Here is an 18648-nt window from a genome sequence, read left to right as displayed (position 1 = left end):
GACCCCGCGCCGACCGCGCGGGGTTTTTTGCACAGAATACAAAAACGGAGTTTTTTAAATGGCACAAATCGAAGTCAAGGTCCCCCAGTTGTCGGAATCGGTCGCCGAAGCGACCCTGCTGTCGTGGCACAAGAAAGTCGGCGAAGCCGTCTCGCGCGACGAGAACCTGATCGACATCGAGACCGACAAGGTGGTCCTGGAACTGCCGGCACCGGCTGCCGGCGTGATCGTGCAAATCATCAAGAACGACGGCGGTACCGTCGTCTCGGGTGAAGTCATCGCTGTCATCGACACCGAAGCCTCCGCCGGCGCCAGCCCGCAGCAAGTGTCCGCCGCCCCGGTCGCCGCCGCTGAAGCGCCTGCCGCCGCTCCGGCAGCTGGCGCATCGACCGGCTCGAAAGGCGACGTCGCCATGCCGGCCGCCGCCAAGATCCTGGCCGACAACAACATGACGGCTCTCGATGCGACCGGCACCGGCCGCGATGGCCGCGTGACCAAGGGCGACGCCCTGGCCGCCGTCGCGAACAAGCCCGCAGTCGCCGCACCGGCACCGCTGGCCGCCGCAGCACCGAAGGCAGCCCTGCCGCAAGTGGCAGCACCGGCCGTGAACCTGGGCGACCGTCCGGAAGAGCGCGTGCCGATGAGCCGCCTGCGCGCCCGTATCGCCGAGCGCCTGCTGCAATCGCAGTCGACCAACGCCATTCTGACGACGTTCAACGAAGTCAACATGGCGCCCGTGATGGAAATGCGCGCCAAGTACAAGGACAAGTTCGAGAAAGAGCACGGCGTCAAGCTGGGCTTCATGTCGTTCTTCGTCAAGGCTGCCGTCGCCGCACTGAAGAAGTACCCGATCCTGAACGCGTCGGTCGACGGTAACGACATCATCTACCACGGCTACTTCGACATCGGTATCGCCGTCGGTTCGCCGCGCGGCCTCGTCGTCCCGATCCTGCGCAACGCCGACCAGATGTCGATCGCCGAGATCGAGAAGAAGATCGGCGAATTCGGCCAGAAAGCCAAGGACGGCAAGCTCACGCTGGAAGACCTGACGGGCGGTACGTTCTCGATCTCGAACGGCGGCACCTTCGGTTCGATGCTGTCGACCCCGATCATCAACCCGCCGCAGTCGGCGATCCTGGGCGTGCACGCGACCAAGGACCGCGCCGTCGTCGAGAACGGCCAGATCGTCATCCGCCCGATGAACTACCTGGCGATGTCGTACGACCACCGCATCATCGACGGCCGCGAAGCCGTCCTGGGTCTGGTTGCGATGAAGGACGCGCTGGAAGATCCGGCCCGCCTGCTGCTCGACCTGTAATCACGCGCTTCGGGAAGGGCGCGCCGGCTCGGCGCGCTCGTGCCGTGTCTGATGGAAGGGAATGATGATGATCTCCGATGAAATCAAGCGTCTGCACGAGCTGCACCAGGCCGGTGCCCTGACCGACGCCGAATACGAACAGGCGAAGGCGAAGGTGCTGTCCGGCGCCTCGTCGACGGTGAACCTGAACAAGGGCGAGGGCGACTTCGCCTCCGAGCTGAACACCCTGCGCCGCTCGCGCACCGACCGCTGGCTCGGTGGCGTGTGCGGCGGGCTCGCCCGCATCTCGGGCGTGGATGCGTGGGTGTGGCGGCTGGTGTTCACGCTGTTCACCGTCACGTTCGGGTTCGGCATCGTGATTTACCTGTTGTTGTGGATTTTCGTACCCGAAGAATAAATTCGAAAACCTGATCGTACGACGTAGGGTGGGCACCCCGTGCCCACGCGGACGCATGCGGCACGCCGGCTTTCGCGTCGGCTCGGGGAGCCCACCCTACCAAACCGGGTGTCCCGGTTCGGCGGTCAGGATAAACAAGGAATCGATTAATGAGCACTGAAAAACAATTCGACGTCGTCGTGATCGGCGGCGGCCCCGGCGGCTACGTGGCCGCGATCCGCGCAGCGCAGCTGGGCTTCAAGACCGCCTGCATCGACGAATGGCAGAACGCCAAGGGCGCCCCGGCACTGGGCGGCACCTGCACCAACGTCGGCTGCATCCCGTCGAAAGCACTGCTGCAATCGTCGGAACACTTCGAGCACGCGGGCCACGCGTTCGCCGAGCACGGCATCGACGTCGCCGGCCTGTCGCTGAACCTGCCCCAGATGCTCAAGCGCAAAGAGGGCGTCGTCAAGGCCAACAACGACGGCATCGTCTACCTGTTCAAGAAGAACAAGGTCACGTTCTTCCACGGCCGCGGCACGTTCGCGGGTAAAGCGGGCGAAGGCTACACGATCAACGTGTCGGGCCCGACCACCGATTCGATCACCGCGAAAAACGTGATCATCGCGACCGGCTCGAACGCCCGCGAACTGCCGGGCGCACCGTTCGACGAGAAAGTCATCCTGTCGAACACGGGCGCGCTGACCATCGACGCCGTCCCGGCCAAGCTGGGCGTCATCGGCGCCGGCGTGATCGGCCTGGAGATGGGTTCCGTGTGGCGCCGCGTCGGTGCCAAGGTCACCGTGCTGGAAGGCCTGCCGACGTTCCTGGGCGCGGTCGACGAGCAGATCGCCAAGGAAGCGCACAAGCTGTTCACGAAGCAGGGCCTGGACATCCAGCTGGGCGTGAAGATCAACGGCGTCACCAAGGGCGACAAGGGCGTCACCGTCGACTACGCCGACGCAGCGGGCGCCGCGAAGAGCGAAACGTTCGACCGCCTGATCATCTCGATCGGCCGCGTGCCGAACACGAACGGTCTGGGTATCGAGACCGTCGGCGTGCAGCTGGACGAGCGCGGCTTCGTGGCCGTCGACGACGAATGCCGCACCAACGTCCCGGGCATCTGGGCCGTGGGCGACGTCGTGCGCGGCCCGATGCTGGCGCACAAGGCGGAAGAAGAGGGCGTCGCTGTTGCCGAGCGCATCGCCGGCCAGCATGGCCACGTCAACTTCAACACGATCCCGTGGGTGATCTACACGTCGCCGGAAATCGCGTGGGTCGGCAAGACCGAGCAGCAGCTCAAGAAGGAAGGTGTTGCGTACAAGGCCGGCACGTTCCCGTTCATGGCCAACGGCCGTGCGCGCGCGCTGGGCGACACGTCGGGCATGGTGAAATTCCTGGCCGACTCGACGACCGACGAAATCCTGGGCGTCCACATCGTGGGTCCGGTCGCGTCGGAGCTGATCTCGGAAGCTGTCGTCGCGATGGAATTCCGCGCATCGGCGGAAGACATCGCCCGCATCTGCCACGCCCACCCGTCGCTGTCGGAAGCGACCAAGGAAGCCGCGCTGGCCGTCGACAAGCGGTCGCTGAACTTCTAAAGCAGTAACGACATGTCGCCCTGCCGCCGGCTGGGCGATGTGCGCCGTAGGGTGGGCACCCCTGTGCCCACGCGAACGTTTGCGTCATGCCGGCGTACGCGTGGGCACGGGGTGCCCACCCTACGTTTTAATCGAAGCCCTCCATGAACGTCCAAGAGTACTACCAGCACGCGCTGACCGAGCGCGGATTCAAGTCCGATCCCGCGCAGCAGCGCGCCGTCGACCGCTTGCAAGAGGCGTACGACGACTGGGTCGCGTACAAGTCGCAGCGCTCGTCCGCGTTCAAGCGCCTGCTCAACCGTCCCGACGTGCCGCAAGGCGTCTACATGTGGGGCGGGGTGGGGCGCGGGAAGTCCTTCCTCATGGACAGCTTCTACTCGGTGGTGCCGGTCGTGCGCAAGACGCGCCTGCACTTCCACGAATTCATGCGCGCGGTGCACCGCCAGCTCGACGAGCTGAAAGGCATGGAAGACCCGCTGATCGAGGTCGCCCGCCGCATCGCCAAGAAATACCGCCTGATCTGCTTCGACGAATTCCACGTCAGCGACGTCGCCGACGCGATGATCATGTACAACCTGCTGTCCGCGCTGTTCGAGAACGGCGTGTCGTTCGTGATGACGTCGAATTACGACCCGGACAAGCTGTACCCGGACGGCCTGCACCGCGATCGCATGCTGCCCACGATCGCCCTCATCAAAGACAAGCTGGACGTGCTGAACGTCGATGCCGGCATCGACTACCGCCACCGCGCGCTGGAGCAGGTGCAGGCCTATTACACGCCGCTGGGCGCGGCCGCCGACCATGCGCTGCGCGACACGTATGCCAAGGTCGCCGACACCGCGGACGAAGACCCGCGAGTGCACATCGAGCAGCGCGAGATCCGTGCGCTGCGGCGCGCCGGCGGCGTCATCTGGTTCGACTTCGCCACTTTGTGCGGCGGGCCGCGCTCGCAGAACGACTACCTGGAACTGGCAAGCCAGTTCCACACGGTTATCCTGTCCGGCGTGCCGCGCATGTCGGCCGCGATGTCGTCGGAGGCGCGCCGCTTCACGTGGCTGATCGACGTGTTCTACGACCACAAGGTCAAGCTGATCATGTCGGCCGAGGTCGAGCCGGAGCAGCTGTACACGGAGGGCGCGATGTCGAACGAGTTCCATCGCACGGTGTCGCGTATCATTGAGATGCAGTCGCGCGAATACATGCTGGCCGAGCGCCGTGGCGCCGCCGACGCGCTGGCCTGACACGATCAAAGGAACCGAATGAAAGCTGACTTCGTAACAGACACCCGCACCGTGCGCGCAGGCGCCGCGCTGCTCGCGGCCGCGTTGCTGGCGGCATGCGCCGGCCCGGACGTGGCGCCGCGCGAGGTGCCGCCGCCGCCCGTGACGTCCGTCGCGCAGGCCGACCAGCAACTGGCCGCGGTGGCGCGCGAGCGCGCGGCGATCGAGGCCCGCTTTGCCGAGCGCGAACGCGTCTGCTACGACAAGTTTTTCGTGACGAACTGCCTCGACGAAGCCAAGGAACGCCGCCGCAACGCCCTCGCGGCCCAGCGTGCGATCGAGGTGCAGGCCGCGCGCTTCAAGCGCCAGGCCATCGTCGAGGAACGCGACCGCAATCTGGCGGAAGCGGACCGCCGCTTCAAGGAACAGGAAGCCAAGCTGGCGGCGGAACCTTTGACGCCTGCACCGGAACCGACGCCGGCACCGCCGCCGCGCAAGCCGACCGTGGCCGACCGCACGGCCCAGCGCGACGCGCGCCTGCGCGCGGAGCGCCAGCAGGAAGCGGCCGACGCCGGCAAGCGCGCGCAGAACGTGCGCGACTACGAGGCGCGCAAGGCGGAATCGGCGGCGCGCCAGCGCAAGGTCGCCGAGCGCAAGGCGGAGAAGGCTGCCAAGGCCGAGAAGGACGCTAAAGCGGCGAAAGCAGCCGAGGACGCGAAGGCGGCGCCGGATCCGGCCAAAAAATAACAACGTATGCGGTTTGCGGAGGTCCGCGTGGGCACATGGTGCCCGCGCGCGACAGCCGTGTCGCGCCGGCGTTACGCCTGATCGAGCGTGGGCTTGACGAGCTTGACGATCGCCATGCTGCAATTCCCGCCCTTGCCGCGCGAGCGCTCGCCGGCCTTGTTGATCAGCATTTCCGACGCCTGACGCGGGCTGGACTTGGCGATCGCCGACCCCAGCTCCGCATCCGTGAAGAAATGCCACAGGCCGTCCGAGCACAGCAGGAATGAATCGCCCGCGCCCAGGTCCGTGCGGTGACCGAACGTGATGAACGGCTCCTTGCGGCTGTTGCCGATGACGTTCACCAGCAGCTTGGACTTGCGGTGGTTCTTCGCGGCGTCCAGCGGCAGGCGGTCGCTCGACACGAGGTGTTCGACGTAGGCCGCGTCGCTCGTGCGCGCGAGGCATTCGCTGCCGTGGAAGTAGTACAGGCGCGAATCGCCGACGTGGGCCCAGACGGCGTCGCCGTGCGGCGTCAGCACGAGGCCGACGAAGCTGGCGTGCGCCTGCGTTTGCGTCGTCACCGCGTTCATGTTGGTGACGATGTGGGTTTCCTGCACGATGTCGCGCAGCAGGTCCTGCTGGCGCTCCACGCTTGCGCGGTCGCCCGGCTTGAATTCGTCGAATACGTGCTTGGCCGTGTGCAAGACCTGTTCCGATCCGACCGACCCGGCGATGCCGTCGGACAGCACGGCCAGCACATGGCCGGGCGCGCGCGCGCCGGTCATCAGGGCGACCCGGTCGTTCTGCTGTGGGCGATTACCGACGTGCTGTGCGGTTCCCGCTTCTAACTTGTATGAGGTCATAAACGTGGCTTTCCGATGCCGCCCTGCCGGACTTTGTTGGCGGCAACGACGGTGTAGTTTAAACTATGCACCGGTTTGCAGTGGAGTTGCAAGCCGTAATGACGACGCGCCCCGGGCCAGCGGGCAGTGTTCCCATCCCCTTTACGCTTAACTGTTCGGAATTGCCTACCATGATCGACGTCCAGGAGATCCAGCGCCGTATTATTGAACTCGACGTGGAACATCGCGACCTCGACGCTGTCATAGAAATGTTGACCCGCGACGGTCATGCCGACCAGTTGCAGCTGCGCCGCCTGAAGAAGCGCAAGCTGCAGTTGAAGGACCATATCACACTGCTGAAGATGCAATTGGTGCCGGACGTTCCGGCATAATCTGCTCCGGCATCAGCCCTGTCGTTTCTCAGTTCACTAAGCAGTCCACCTTGACCGATCACCTTCCCCTGTCCGGCGCCGACGCCGGCGAGCCCGACACCGCGCAGGCACCCACCGAGCCGGCCGGCAAGTACGACGCCGAAGTCGAACGCATCTTCGGCGCGGGCGGTCCGCTCGCGCCGGCCGTCGGCACATTCAAGCCACGCGAGTCCCAGACCGAGATGGCGAAGGCGATCGCGCACGCCATCAGCGAGCAGGGCACTCTGATCGCCGAGGCGGGCACGGGCACGGGCAAGACCTTCGCCTACCTCGTCCCCGCGCTGCTGTGGGGCGGCAAGACGATCATTTCGACCGGCACCAAGAACCTGCAGGACCAGTTATTTTCGCGCGACATCCCGACCGTGCGCGCCGCGCTGCGCGCTCCGGTCTCGGTGGCGCTGTTGAAAGGCCGTTCGAACTATCTGTGCCACTATCATCTGGAACGCACGCTGTCGAACGGTCGCCTGACGTCGCGCGACGACGTGGGGCATTTGCGCGAGATCTCGCGCTTCATCAAGATGAGCCAGTCGGGCGACAAGGCCGAGTTGACGAAGGTCCCGGAAACCGCGTCCGTATGGAACCTCGTCACGTCCACGCGCGAGAACTGCGTCGGCCAGGAATGCCAGTACTACCAGGACTGCTTCGTGATGAAGGCACGCCGCGAAGCGCAGCAGGCCGATGTCGTCGTCGTCAACCACCACCTGTTCTTCGCCGACGTGGCGCTGAAGGAAGGCGGCATGGCCGAGCTGCTGCCGTCCGCGAACACGATCATCTTCGACGAGGCGCACCAGTTGCCGGAAGTGGCGACCTTGTTCTTCGGCACGACCGTGTCCACCGGACAGGTGCTGGAACTGTGCCGCGACGTGCTGGCCGAAGGCCTCGCGCATGCGCGCGGCGGCGTCGACTGGGCGAAGGTCGTCACGGTCGTCGAGAAGGCGGCGCGCGACCTGCGTTTGACGTTCCCGGAAGGCGGCACGCGCCTGTCGTTGCCGCAGATTCCGCCCAGCTCCGAATTCTTCCCCGCGCTGGAAAAACTGAAGGAAGAGCTGGAAGGTCTCATCGACGTGCTGGAAGCGCAGGCCGAGCGCGCCGAGACCATCGAGCAATGCCGCGTGCGCGCCGTCGAGATGCTCGAGCAGTACAAGGCGTGGAAGTCGGAACCGAAGAAGGGCAAGGAAATCGAGGGCGACGATGCCGTGCTGTGGGTCGAGGCTTTTTCCTCGTCGCTGCAATTGCACAAGACGCCGCTGTCGATCGCGCCGATCTTCGCCGGCCAGCGCGCCGGCACGCCGCGCAGCTGGATTTTTACCTCTGCCACCTTGGCGGTGAAGAACGACTTCAAGCATTTCACGGCGCAGTTGGGCATGACGGGCGAGCCGGCGCAAAGCTGGCCCAGCCCGTTCAACTACCAGGAGCAGGGCATCCTGTACGTGCCGACCGGCCTGCCGGAACCGAACACGTTCGGGTACACGGACGCCGTCGTCGACATGGCGCTCCCCGTCATCGAAGCGGCCGGCGGCCGCTGCTTCTTCCTGTGCACGACGATCCGCGCCGTCAACCGCGTGGCCGAACGCTTGCGCGAGGAGTTCGCTGAGCGCGGCCTCGACTTTCCCCTGTTCGTGCAGGGCGAGCGGGGCCGCACGGAACTGCTCGACTCGTTCCGCAACGCGGGCAACGCCGTGCTCGTCGGCAGCCAGAGTTTCTGGGAAGGCGTGGACGTGCGGGGCGAGGCGCTGTCGCTCGTCATCATCGACAAGCTGCCGTTCGCCCCGCCCGACGACCCCGTGCTCGCGGCGCGCATCGAAGTGATGGAAAAGAAGGGCATGAACGGCTTCGTCCACCACACCTTGCCGGAAGCCATCATCAACCTGAAGCAGGGCGCGGGCCGCCTGATCCGCGACGTCGAGGACCGCGGCGTGCTGATGCTGTGCGATCCGCGCGTGATCAGCAAGCCGTATGGCCGCCGCGTCTGGCAGAGCCTGCCGCCGTTCCGCCGCACGCGTGTGCAGGCGGACGTGATCGAGTTCTTCAAGCAACCCAAAGACTGACCCCTCTGCGCTTCCACAACATGCACCATGGGTGCGTTGTTTAGAGTCTTGTAGGCCCGGCCGACGGCAGACTACAAGGGGGAGCAATGGCGATTCGTTACGGCTGCTTTTTCAGCTATGCCCATGGTCGGCATGAGCTGATGCAGCGCTTCAAGGCCACGCTGGCCGATGCCCTGCGCTGCTACCTCGAACCGTATTTCGACAACGAACACGAACTGTTCATCGACACCGAACAACTGGGCGGTGGTGACGACCTCGACCGCAAGATCGCGCGCGCGCTGTGCGAAAGCGCGTGCATGGTGCTGATCTACACGCCCAAGTACGAAGCCCACGCCTACACGCGGCGCGAGTACGCCGCGATGCGCCTCATCGAAACGGAGCGCGCCACCTGGTACACGCTGCCCAGCCAGCTGATCATTCCCGTCATCATGACGCAGCACCCCGACAGCCTGCCCCCGCAGGTCAGCGAGTCCACGTTCTACGTCGACTTCTCGCGCTTCACGATGGCCACGGCCGACCTCAAATCGAATCCCGATTTCTTGCCGGACATCGACAAGATGGTCCGGCGCATCGTCACCCATTACCAGTATCAGAAAAAAACCATGCCGCCGGGGCACGATTGCAACCAATTCGTCCTTCCCGCTGTCCCACCCGCATGGCGTGAGTTACCGGAACCTACCTTCCCCAAAAAATGAGGAGCCTTATGGAAACCAACCGCATCACCGCAGCACCGGCCGGGCAGGCCGGCGAGGTGACGACGTTCTACTCCTACGACAGCGCCCCCGTGCGCAGCCTCGCGCTGGCCCATGCCGCCTGGCTGCTCGCCGGGCGCGCGCATGCGAAGACACCGGTGCTGATGATCGACTGGGACCTGGAAGCGCCAGGGCTCCACCATTATTTTTCCCGCGCGGACGACGTCCATAGCGGCGCCGGCCTGCTCGAACTGTTCGAAACGTGCCGCGAGCAATTGCAAGGCAGCACAGCGGGTGACGATGCCGAGGCCCTCGCGGCACGCGTGCTCGACGCCGTCGACTGGGACCACTATATCGTGCGCGTCGACGACAGCCGGCCGCTGTACCTGATGCGCGCCGGCCGCTTCGACGACAGCTACGGCGAACGCGTCGACCGGCTCGACTGGGACGCGCTATTCTGCGCCTGTCCGGCCCTGTTCCGCACGTTCGCGGCCCGCGTCGCGCGGCGCTTCGCGCACGTCCTCATCGATTGCCGCAGCGGGCGCTCGGCGGCGGCCAGCGTCTGCACGGCGCTGTTGCCCGACAAGATCGTGGGCCTGTTCACACCGGATGCGCGCAGCCTCGACGGCTTGCGGGGCGTCGTCTCGCGCGCGCTCGACTACCGCTGCAGCCACGAAGACGAGCAGCGCCCGCTGCTCGTGTATCCGCTGCCTTGCCCCGTCGACGGGACGGGCGAGGCGCGGCTGCGCTGGCGATTCGGCGACGGCACGCGCGGCCAGGCGGGCCCGTCCGGCTACCAGGCCGCGCTGGAGCGCATGCTGGCCGAGTGCTATGGCCTGTCCGGCGTCGTGCTCGACAGCTACCTCGACGAAGTGCAGCTGCCGCAGGCAGCCGTCGTCGGCATGGCGCCGGCCGGCGGGCGGGCGCTCGCCGGCGCATCCGACCGGCTCGGGCCGCAACGGGCCATCGAGGCGCTGCTCGAATGGCTGGAACCCGGCCATTTTCCGTGGCGCCCGCTGCCTGAAGTGCGGCTCGTGCAGGCCGTCGGCGCGTTGCGCGACCGCGCCGCCGATGCCGACGCCCCGGCGCTCGTGCGCGAACTGGCTCGGCTGGCACAATTGTATTTAGGGCAACAGAACGAGCTGGAGGCGGCGCGCCGCATCGAGCAGCACGTGATCGCGCTGGAGCAGGGCCTGCACGCGATGGAGGAGGGCAAGCGCGGCCACCTGGCGCCGCGGCGTCCCGGCGAGCCGCCGCCGGATGCCCTCGACGACAAGTTGTCGCGCCTGCAGGAATTGATCGACAGCCGCAGCCCGCGCGAGGCGCGCGCGCTGGCCGACAGTCTGCGCTCGACGATCCTGCGGCCGAGTGTGGCGCATCCGCTACGACGACGCGGCGCCGCGATGATCAAGCAGGTCTACCTGCAGGAAGGCGACAAGGACGCCCTGCTGGCCTTCACCCTGGACGAGGTCTCGTCCCTCGAAGGTGCCCTGATCCAGGCGGCCGAAGGGCAACCCGTGGTGACGGGCTGACGCTGCGCGGGGCGCGCCGGTCGCCTCGCCGGGAGCCAATAAATGTGCATTCCGACAGATCGATCTCGCCGTTGCTTCAGGTAAAATCGCTGCATGCGTATCCTTATCAGTAACGACGACGGCTATCTCGCCCCCGGCATCAACGCCCTGGCCGACGCGCTGGCAAAGGTCGCCGACATCGTGGTGGTCGCCCCCGACAGCAACCGTTCGGGCGCGTCCAACTCGCTGTCGCTCGACCGCCCGCTGTCGGTGTCGAAGGCTGCCAATGGGTTTTATTTTGTCAACGGCACCCCCACCGACTGCGTACACATCGCATTGACGGGGATGCTCGACACGCGTCCGGACCTCGTCGTCTCCGGCATCAACAACGGCCAGAACATGGGAGACGATACCTTGTACTCGGGCACGGTGGCCGCGGCGACGGAAGGTTATCTGTTTGGCATCCCGGCCATCGCCTTTTCCCAGGTTCATGGCGGCTGGGCTGAAATCGATTCCGCGGCGCGGGTGGCGCGCGACATCGTGTTGCGTCGCTTCGAGATGCTCGACTCGCCGTTTTTGCTGAATGTAAATATTCCGAACGTGCCGTACGACCAGATGGGACCGCTCACACCGACGCGCCTGGGCCGGCGCCACCAGTCCGAGCCCGTCGTCCGCGGGCAAGACCCGCGCGGGCGCGAGATCTTCTGGATCGGTGCGCCGGGCGCCTGCCGCGACGCGGGCGAGGGCACCGACTTCTACGCGACGGCCAAGGGCTGCGTATCCGTCACGCCGCTGCAGGTCGATCTTACCCACCGCGACCAGCTCGACCAACTGCGGCGAGGCCTGGCATGAGCGAGAAGCGCAGCCAGTTTCCCCTGCCGCTATCGTCCGTGACGGGCGGCAACACACGCAAGACCACGCTGCCTTCGCCCGTCGCGACGCCACAGACGGCAACGCAGAACGCGCGCAACAATAGCCAGGCGCAGCCGCCCGGCGGCCAGCGCGGCGCGCAATCCGGCGTGCCGGGACCGGCCAAGCCGGCGCCGGCCCAGCCGCAGCAAACCGTCGCGCGGTCCGACCTGGCCGCGACCGAAGCGCCGCGCCGCGCGATGGCGGCCCGCGCGGCGCGCCAGGGTGTCAAGGATGCGCAAGTGCTGGGCGCGCTGGAAATCGTGCCGCGCCATATGTTCGTCGAGCCGGGCATGCTGGCGCAGGCGTACGTCGACATCTCGCTGCCGATCGGTCACAACCAGACGATTTCGCAGCCGTACATCGTGGCGCGCATGATCGAATTGCTGAAGGAGGGCGGCCAGCCGCTGCGCCGCGTGCTCGAGATCGGCACGGGCTGCGGCTACCAGGCCGCCGTGCTGTCGTGCGTGGCGCAGGAAGTGTATTCCATCGAGCGGATCAAGCCGCTGCACGAGCTGGCGAAGGCCAATCTGCGCCCGTTGCGTATCGCCAATCTGCGCTTGCAGTACGGAGATGGTATGCTAGGGCTCCCGCAGGTGGCCCCGTTCGACGGCATCATCCTGGCGGCGGCCGGTCTCGAGGTGCCCCGTGCACTGCTCGAGCAGTTGGCCATCGGCGCCCGCCTGGTGGCGCCCGTCGGTGCTCAGGTCCAGCACCTGCAGCGCATTACCCGTACCGGCAAGGCGGAATGGACCAGCGAAACGCTGGAAGCCTGTCATTTCGTCCCGCTGCGGCCAGGCACCGCTTGAGTGCCAGAATGTTGTAAAGAATTAAAGAGAGAATGAAACCCACACCCCGCTTAGCCCTGTTGATCATCAGTCTCGGTATCCTGTCCGCCTGCGGCACCGAGACCCGCGTTGCCCCCATCATCGACCGACCGGCCCCGACCGCTTCCTCGTTCCGCCCGCGCCCGCAACCGGCACCGGCCGTCGAGGAGCCGAAACCGGACGCGCGCGGCACCTACACCGTCCGCCGCGGCGACACGCTGCTGCGCATCGCGCTCGACCACGGCCAGAACTACCGCGATCTCGTCGCCTGGAACAACCTGGCCGATCCGGACGACATCAAGGTCGGGCAAGTGCTGAAGGTGGCGCAGCCCGAGCGCACCGCGAACGGCGTCGTCACGTCGCCCGTCACGATGCCGGGCGCCGAAAAGGTGCCGGCCGTGCCGAAGAAGACCGAGCCGAGCGGCGCCAAGAAGCCGTACAGCGAGGCGAACCTCGCGAAGGAAGACAATCCGAAGGCGGAGAAAGTCGTCACGGCCGGCGTGACCCCGGGCACGACCGTCACCGCGAACGACGACGAGAAACTGAGCTGGATGTGGCCGTCCGACGGCAAGATCATCGCCACCTTCGACGAAGGCAAGAACAAGGGCATCGACATCGCGGGCAAGATGGGCCAGCAAGTGATGGCGGCCGGCTCCGGGAAGGTGATGTACGCGGGCAGCGGCATCCGTGGATATGGTAATCTCGTGATTGTTAAGCACAGCAACAGCCTGTTGTCGGCGTACGCACACAACCGCACCATCCTGGTCAAGGAAGGTCAGAACGTGACCAAGGGCCAGCCGATCGCGGAAATGGGCGATTCCGATGCCGACGGGGTCAAACTGCATTTCGAGATACGCCAGCAGGGCAAGCCGGTCGACCCGGCCAAGTTCCTGCCCAGTCGCTAGAGAGAGCCGATGACGCTGCCCCCCGATCCGCTGGACCACGACACGCCGGAAGACAATCCGGACGAGCCGCTGGACGACGGCGAGTTCGGGGCCGACGGCGTCGAGCGCGCCGAGATGCTGCCGGACGGCGCGGTGGTGGCCGTCGCGGACACCGTCGACGAACTCAAGAGCGTGCTGCAGGCCGAGCTCTCGACCGACACCACGCAGCACTACCTGAACCGGATCGGCGCCAAGCCGCTGCTCAGCGCGGAGCAGGAAGTGCATCACGCCACCCTGGCCAAGGCGGGCGACTTCAATGCGCGGCAAAAGATGATCGAGCATAATCTGCGGCTCGTCGTCTCCATCGCCAAGCACTACATCAATCGCGGCGTCGTGCTGCTCGACCTCATCGAAGAGGGCAACATCGGGCTGATGCGCGCCATCGACAAGTTCGAGCCGGAACGGGGCTTCCGCTTCTCGACGTACGCCACGTGGTGGATCCGCCAGAGCATCGAGCGCGCGATCATGAACCAGGCCCGCACCGTGCGCCTGCCCGTGCACATGGTGCGCGAGCTGAACCAGGTGCTGCGCGCGAAATACCACCTGGAAGCCCAGCACCACGACGGCAAGGAAGCGAGCGCGGAAGACATCGCGAGCCTCGTCGGCCGGCCCGTGGAAGAAGTGCAGGACATCCTCGCGCTGTCCGAACACGCGACGTCGCTCGACGCCCCGCTCGACAACGATCCGCAGAGCAGCTTGATGGACATGCTGCCGGACGAGGGCGACGTCAGTCCCGACACCCACGCGGAACAACACGAGATGACGGTGCTCGTGCGCGACTGGCTGCAGAAGCTGCCGGACAAGCAGCGCCTCGTCGTCATGCGCCGCTTCGGCCTCGACAACGATGATCCGGCCACGTTGGAAACCTTGGCCGAGGAGATGGGTGTGACGCGCGAGCGCGTGCGCCAGATCCAGCAGGAAGCCCTCGTCAAACTGAAGCGGGCCATGGCCGCCCGTGGCGTCGTCCGCGATTCCTTGCTATGATGCCCGGCTGGCCTGAGTAGGCCACGAGCCGTTTGGTCTTCCCGTTTTGCTTCTTCTATCCCCATGCAAGAAACCTTCATCAACATCAAATCCCTCGACATGGACGCGCGCGGCGTCGGCCACCTGGAGAACGAGGACGGCACGCCAGGCAAAGTGATCTTCGTCGAGGGCGCGCTGCCGGGCGAGCGCGTCAGCTTCGAGACACTGCGCAAGAAGAAGAACTGGGAATCGGGCCGCATGGTCACCCTGCAGAAGGCGTCGTCCATGCGCGTCGAGCCGAAGTGCCCGCACTTCTGGCATTGCGGCGGCTGCTCGATGCAGCACCTGGAGCCGTCGGCCCAGGTCGCGATGAAGCAGCGCGTCCTGGAAGACAACCTGTGGCACATCGGGAAGACGAAGGCCGAGAACATCATGCGCCCGATGTACGGCCCCACGTGGGACTACCGCTACCGCGCGCGCCTGTCGGTCCGTTACGTGGCGAAGAAGGGCACGGTGCTCGTGGGCTTCCACGAGCGTCACTCGTCGTACGTGGCCGACATGACGAGCTGCGAGATCCTGCCTGACCATCTGTCCGCGATGCTCGTGCCGCTGCGCGAGCTGGTGCGCGCGCTGTCGATCTACCAGCAGATGCCGCAGATCGAGATCGCCGTCGGCGAAGAGACGACCGTGCTCGTGCTGCGCATCATGGCGCCGCTGACGGCCGCCGACGAGGTGCTGGTGAAGGCGTTTGCCGACCAGTGGAACATCCAGTGGTGGCTGCAGCCGAAAGGACCGGATACGGCGGCGCCGTTCTACCCCCTCGGCAAGGAGCTGTACTACACCTTGCCCGAGTTCGGCATCAGGATGCCATTCAAGCCGACGGATTTCACGCAGGTCAATCACCAGATCAACCGCCTGCTCGTGCACAAGGCGCTGACCCTGCTGGACGTGCAGAAGGATGACCGCGTGGCCGACCTGTTCTGCGGCCTCGGCAACTTCACCTTGCCGCTGGCGACGCAGGCGCGGGAAGTCGTCGGCATCGAAGGCAGCACGGCGCTGACGACGCGCGCGCTGGAAAACGCCCGCGCCAACGGGCTCGCGGACAAGACGACGTTCTACACGCGCAACCTGTTCGAGGTGACGAAGGATGACCTGATCGCGCTCGGCAAGTTCGACCGCATGCTCGTCGACCCGCCGCGCGACGGCGCCGTCGCGCTGGCCATCGCGCTCGCGGAGCTGCGTTTGACGAACCCCGAGCTGATGCCGCAGCGGATCGTGTACGTGTCGTGCAGCCCGTCCACGCTGGCGCGCGACGCGGGCATCCTCACCCACCGCGCCGGTTATGTGCTGAAGAAGGCCGGTGTGGCGAACATGTTCCCGCACACGTCGCACGTGGAATCGATCGGCGTGTTCGAGCGCCTCGAGAATTTCCAGCCGCGCGAATTCGCGGCGCCGGACGTCAAGGACAACGCGTCAGCGGGCGGCGACGCGGTCCAATAACGCGAACAACCCCGCCGGATCCACCGGCTTCACGAAATAACTGTCGAACCCGGCATACGCCGCGCTCGCCTGATCCGATTGCTGCCCATAGCCCGTGATCGCAACGAGCGTCGAGTCGGCGCATGAAGGCAGCGTGCGCAGCCGGCGCGCCAATTCGTAGCCGTTCATGCCGGGCAGCCCGATATCGAGCAGGAACGCGTCGTAATGCGCCGCCGTGGCCCGCTCCAGCGCGTCGCCCGGGTTGTGCATCACGGTCACGTGGTGGCCGCCGGATTCCAGCAGCAGGCCCAGGGTCATGGCGGCGTCGACGTTGTCGTCCACGAGCATCAGCGATAATCCTCGCGCGGCGCCGGGCGCCGGTGTGCCCGACTGATCCGCGCCGCCGGCCGGTGTGGCGGCCGTGTGCACGCGCGGCAGGCGGATCGTGAATTCGCTGCCGTGGTTGCGGCCGTCGCTGGCCGCCGTCACCATGCCGCCGTGCAGTTCCACGAGGCTCTTCACGAGCGCGAGGCCCAGGCCCAGGCCGCCCTGCGACCGGTCGGGCGTGCGCTCGGCCTGCGAGAAGAGCTCGAACACGGTGGGCAGCAGTTCGGCGGAGATGCCGATGCCGTTGTCGGACACGGAGACAAGCACCTGTTCCGGCGTGATGCCCATCCAGATCGACAGCCGGCCGTCTTCGTGCGTGTACTTGGCCGCGTTGTTCAGCAGGTTGGCGACCACCTGCACGAGACGCTTCGGATCGCCTTCGACGATCGCGGGCTCCGTCGACAGATGCAGCGCCAGCTGGTGGCGGCGCGCCTCGATCAGCGGGCGCACCTGTTCGACGGCGTCGCCGATCACGCGGCGCAGGTCGACTTCCTCGCGAGCCAGGACGACGAGGCCGCGCGTGACGCGCGAGACGTCGAGCAGGTCGTCGATCAGGCCCGTCATGTGCGCGACCTGGCGCGCGATGATGGCGCTCGTGCGCTCCACGCGGGCATTGTCCGGCGGGCCCAGGGTCAGCAGCTGCGCGGCGGCCGAGATCGGCGCAAGCGGGTTGCGCAACTCGTGCGCGAGCATCGCGAGGAACTCGTCCTTGCGGCGGTCGGCGAGGCGCAGCGCGTCCTCCGCGCGCACGCGCTCAACGGCGCTCCACGCGCGTTCCGCCACGTCCTCGATGAGGCGCACGATGTCGGCGCTCCACAGCCGGGGCAGGTTGTCGTTGATGAACAGGCACGAGGTCAGCGCCCCGTTGCGATTCAGCGGCACGACGACGGCAGAGCGGATCTGCAGCGCCGCGTAGTTCGGCCACACGTCCGCGCCGCTCGTGCGCGGGTCGCGCTGCAGGTCGCTCGACACCCACGTGGCCTGGCCCAGCGACGCGAGGTTCGCCGTGCCGAACAGGGCGGCGGGGAAGGTGCCGTTCAACTCGGCGACGATGCCGTCCGTGTAGTTCGAGTGGAACGTGACGAGCTGCTTGTCGGCGTCGTAGTCGCCGTACAGCACGCGGCTGGCCTGCAGGAAGCGGCCCAGCATGGCGCCCGTCTGCGTGAAGATCTGCGCGGGGTCGTTCAGGCGGCGCAGCAGGTCCGAGACTTCCAGGCGGAACTCGTTCATGTCGAGCAGCGTCGTCTGGCGCGCCACGGCGTCGCGCAACGCCTGTTCGGCGCGCACGCGGTCGAGCGCTTCCCAGCTGCGTTCCGCGATGTCGGCGGCGAGGCGTTGCGCTTCCTCGTTCCAGTCGCGCGCCTGCGTGGCGTAGCCGACGAGGGCCGCCACGAGCTGGCCGCGGCGGATCTTGGGCACGACGAGGATCGCGCGCGCGCCGGCGGCCGCGTAGCGCTCGCCGCGCGCGGGCAGGCGCGGGTCGGCCATCGCGTCGCGCACGGCGAGCGGCGAGCCCGTGCGCAGCAGCGCCAGCGCCTGCGGGCCGAAATCGTCGAGGCGGGCACGCCGGCCGATGAGCGGGGCGCCGGCGTCGCGGGCCCAGTCGTGCATCACTTCGAAGCTGCCGTCGGCCTCGTCCGTTTCGACATAGCAGGCGCGCTCCAGTTCGAGATGCTTGCCGAGCAGCGTGCACGCGCTTTCGATGATGTCGGACGGGTGGTGCAGGCGCCGCAGGCTGTCGACCACCTGCAGCTGCACGGCGTGGCGCCGTTCCAGCTGGACGCGCTGCGTCGTCTCGCTCGTCACGCACAGCATGCCGCGCACGGTGCCGGCGTCGTCGCGGACGGGGGAGTAGGCGAGCGTGAACCAGGCGTTGTACGGCTTGCCGTCGCGGTCGACGGGGCTCGGTACGTCCTCGCCGTACGTGGCGTGGCCGGCGAGCGCTCGCTCGACGAGCGGTTTCAGGCCGGGCCAGCGGTCGGGCCAGACCTGGGCCAGCGGCCGGCCGAGCGCCGCGGGATGCGTGCCGTCGAGGAGGGGAATGAAGGCGGCGTTGTAGAGCAGCGCCAGCTGCGGACCCCACGCGACGTACATGGGGAATTCGGATTCGAGGATCAGGCTGACCGCATTGCGCAGTGCGGAACTCCATTGGTCCGGCGGGCCGAGCGGGGACGACGACCAGTCATGGACGTGGTAACCGGCGCGGACGGCGCCAGTGCTGTCGAGGAGATGAAAGTCGCGCGTCGCTGCTTCCATACTGATCGCTTCCGAGTCCGAAAGCGGTCATTCTATGCGCAAATGCATAAGCTGGAACAGCTGTGAAAAAAAATACATTTTCCGCGCGAGAAGGTCCATTGATACCTGGGGAACA

General features: G+C 66.6%; 16 protein-coding genes. 14 read left to right on the top strand and 2 right to left on the bottom strand.

The annotated features are described in order from the left end of the window. The first annotated feature begins 58 nt into the window (after positions 1-58). From odhB to NX784_RS09265, 5 genes are all read left to right on the top strand, one after another. Positions 59-1318: a 2-oxoglutarate dehydrogenase complex dihydrolipoyllysine-residue succinyltransferase gene (gene odhB / locus NX784_RS09285; RefSeq protein ID WP_258816359.1), complete on the top strand. Its 1260-nt coding sequence runs from the start codon at positions 59-61 to the stop codon at positions 1316-1318. A gap of 64 nt (positions 1319-1382) precedes the next feature. Beyond that, a complete protein-coding gene (locus NX784_RS09280) occupies positions 1383-1715 on the top strand; it encodes a PspC domain-containing protein (protein WP_258816497.1) in 333 nt (110 codons plus the stop codon). 149 nt (positions 1716-1864) lie between these two features. Then, positions 1865-3298, top strand: coding sequence for a dihydrolipoyl dehydrogenase (gene lpdA / locus NX784_RS09275; RefSeq protein ID WP_258816358.1), 1434 nt, complete (start codon positions 1865-1867; stop codon positions 3296-3298). Between the two features lie 143 nt (positions 3299-3441). Further along, on the top strand, positions 3442-4539 hold the full coding sequence (zapE, locus tag NX784_RS09270; RefSeq protein WP_258816357.1) for a cell division protein ZapE: 1098 nt from the start codon (positions 3442-3444) through the stop codon (positions 4537-4539). Between the two features lie 18 nt (positions 4540-4557). After that, a complete protein-coding gene (locus NX784_RS09265) occupies positions 4558-5265 on the top strand; it encodes a hypothetical protein (protein ID WP_258816356.1) in 708 nt (235 codons plus the stop codon). 71 nt (positions 5266-5336) lie between these two features. On the opposite strand, the gene NX784_RS09260 is transcribed toward NX784_RS09265, so the two are convergent. Next, the gene (locus NX784_RS09260) at positions 5337-6107 is read right to left on the bottom strand and encodes a PP2C family protein-serine/threonine phosphatase (RefSeq protein WP_258816355.1); all 771 of its coding nucleotides are present in this window, start codon (positions 6105-6107) and stop codon (positions 5337-5339) included. A 170-nt stretch (positions 6108-6277) separates the two neighbouring features. Between NX784_RS09260 and NX784_RS09255 the strand changes: the two genes are divergently transcribed. The 9 genes from NX784_RS09255 to rlmD all read left to right on the top strand — a co-directional run bounded on the left by NX784_RS09255 (position 6278) and on the right by rlmD (position 15911). Then, positions 6278-6478 carry a YdcH family protein gene (locus tag NX784_RS09255; protein ID WP_166865309.1) on the top strand — a complete coding sequence of 67 codons (201 nt, stop codon included), beginning with the start codon at positions 6278-6280 and terminating at the stop codon, positions 6476-6478. Between the two features lie 68 nt (positions 6479-6546). Next, positions 6547-8565: a DNA repair helicase YoaA gene (yoaA, locus tag NX784_RS09250; protein ID WP_258816496.1), complete on the top strand. Its 2019-nt coding sequence runs from the start codon at positions 6547-6549 to the stop codon at positions 8563-8565. An 86-nt stretch (positions 8566-8651) separates the two neighbouring features. After that, a complete protein-coding gene (locus NX784_RS09245; RefSeq protein WP_258816354.1) occupies positions 8652-9260 on the top strand; it encodes a toll/interleukin-1 receptor domain-containing protein in 609 nt (202 codons plus the stop codon). 8 nt (positions 9261-9268) lie between these two features. Further along, positions 9269-10789: a hypothetical protein gene (locus tag NX784_RS09240; protein WP_258816353.1), complete on the top strand. Its 1521-nt coding sequence runs from the start codon at positions 9269-9271 to the stop codon at positions 10787-10789. A gap of 93 nt (positions 10790-10882) precedes the next feature. Continuing rightward, on the top strand, positions 10883-11620 hold the full coding sequence (gene surE / locus NX784_RS09235) for a 5'/3'-nucleotidase SurE (protein WP_258816352.1): 738 nt from the start codon (positions 10883-10885) through the stop codon (positions 11618-11620). Further along, entirely contained in the window at positions 11617-12486 is an 870-nt protein-coding gene (locus tag NX784_RS09230; RefSeq protein WP_258816351.1) for a protein-L-isoaspartate(D-aspartate) O-methyltransferase, read from the top strand. The genes surE and NX784_RS09230 overlap by 4 nt, the downstream gene beginning before the upstream one ends. A gap of 32 nt (positions 12487-12518) precedes the next feature. Next, positions 12519-13409, top strand: coding sequence for a peptidoglycan DD-metalloendopeptidase family protein (locus tag NX784_RS09225; RefSeq protein WP_258816350.1), 891 nt, complete (start codon positions 12519-12521; stop codon positions 13407-13409). A 9-nt stretch (positions 13410-13418) separates the two neighbouring features. Beyond that, positions 13419-14432 carry an RNA polymerase sigma factor RpoS gene (rpoS, locus tag NX784_RS09220; RefSeq protein ID WP_258816349.1) on the top strand — a complete coding sequence of 338 codons (1014 nt, stop codon included), beginning with the start codon at positions 13419-13421 and terminating at the stop codon, positions 14430-14432. Between the two features lie 63 nt (positions 14433-14495). Further along, positions 14496-15911 carry a 23S rRNA (uracil(1939)-C(5))-methyltransferase RlmD gene (gene rlmD, locus NX784_RS09215; protein WP_258816348.1) on the top strand — a complete coding sequence of 472 codons (1416 nt, stop codon included), beginning with the start codon at positions 14496-14498 and terminating at the stop codon, positions 15909-15911. Here the strand turns inward: rlmD and NX784_RS09210 are convergent. Further along, complete coding sequence (locus NX784_RS09210) at positions 15885-18533, bottom strand: hybrid sensor histidine kinase/response regulator (protein ID WP_258816347.1); 2649 nt, start codon at positions 18531-18533, stop codon at positions 15885-15887. The two genes, rlmD and NX784_RS09210, sit on opposite strands and share 27 nt — an antisense overlap. Positions 18534-18648 lie beyond the last annotated feature (115 nt).

Source organism: Massilia pinisoli (genome assembly GCF_024753285.1).
Classification (GTDB): Bacteria; Pseudomonadota; Gammaproteobacteria; order Burkholderiales; family Burkholderiaceae_D; genus Telluria; species Telluria pinisoli.
The sequence above is the reverse complement of the archived record's forward strand: the minus strand, read 5'-3'. Positions and strand labels throughout refer to the sequence as shown.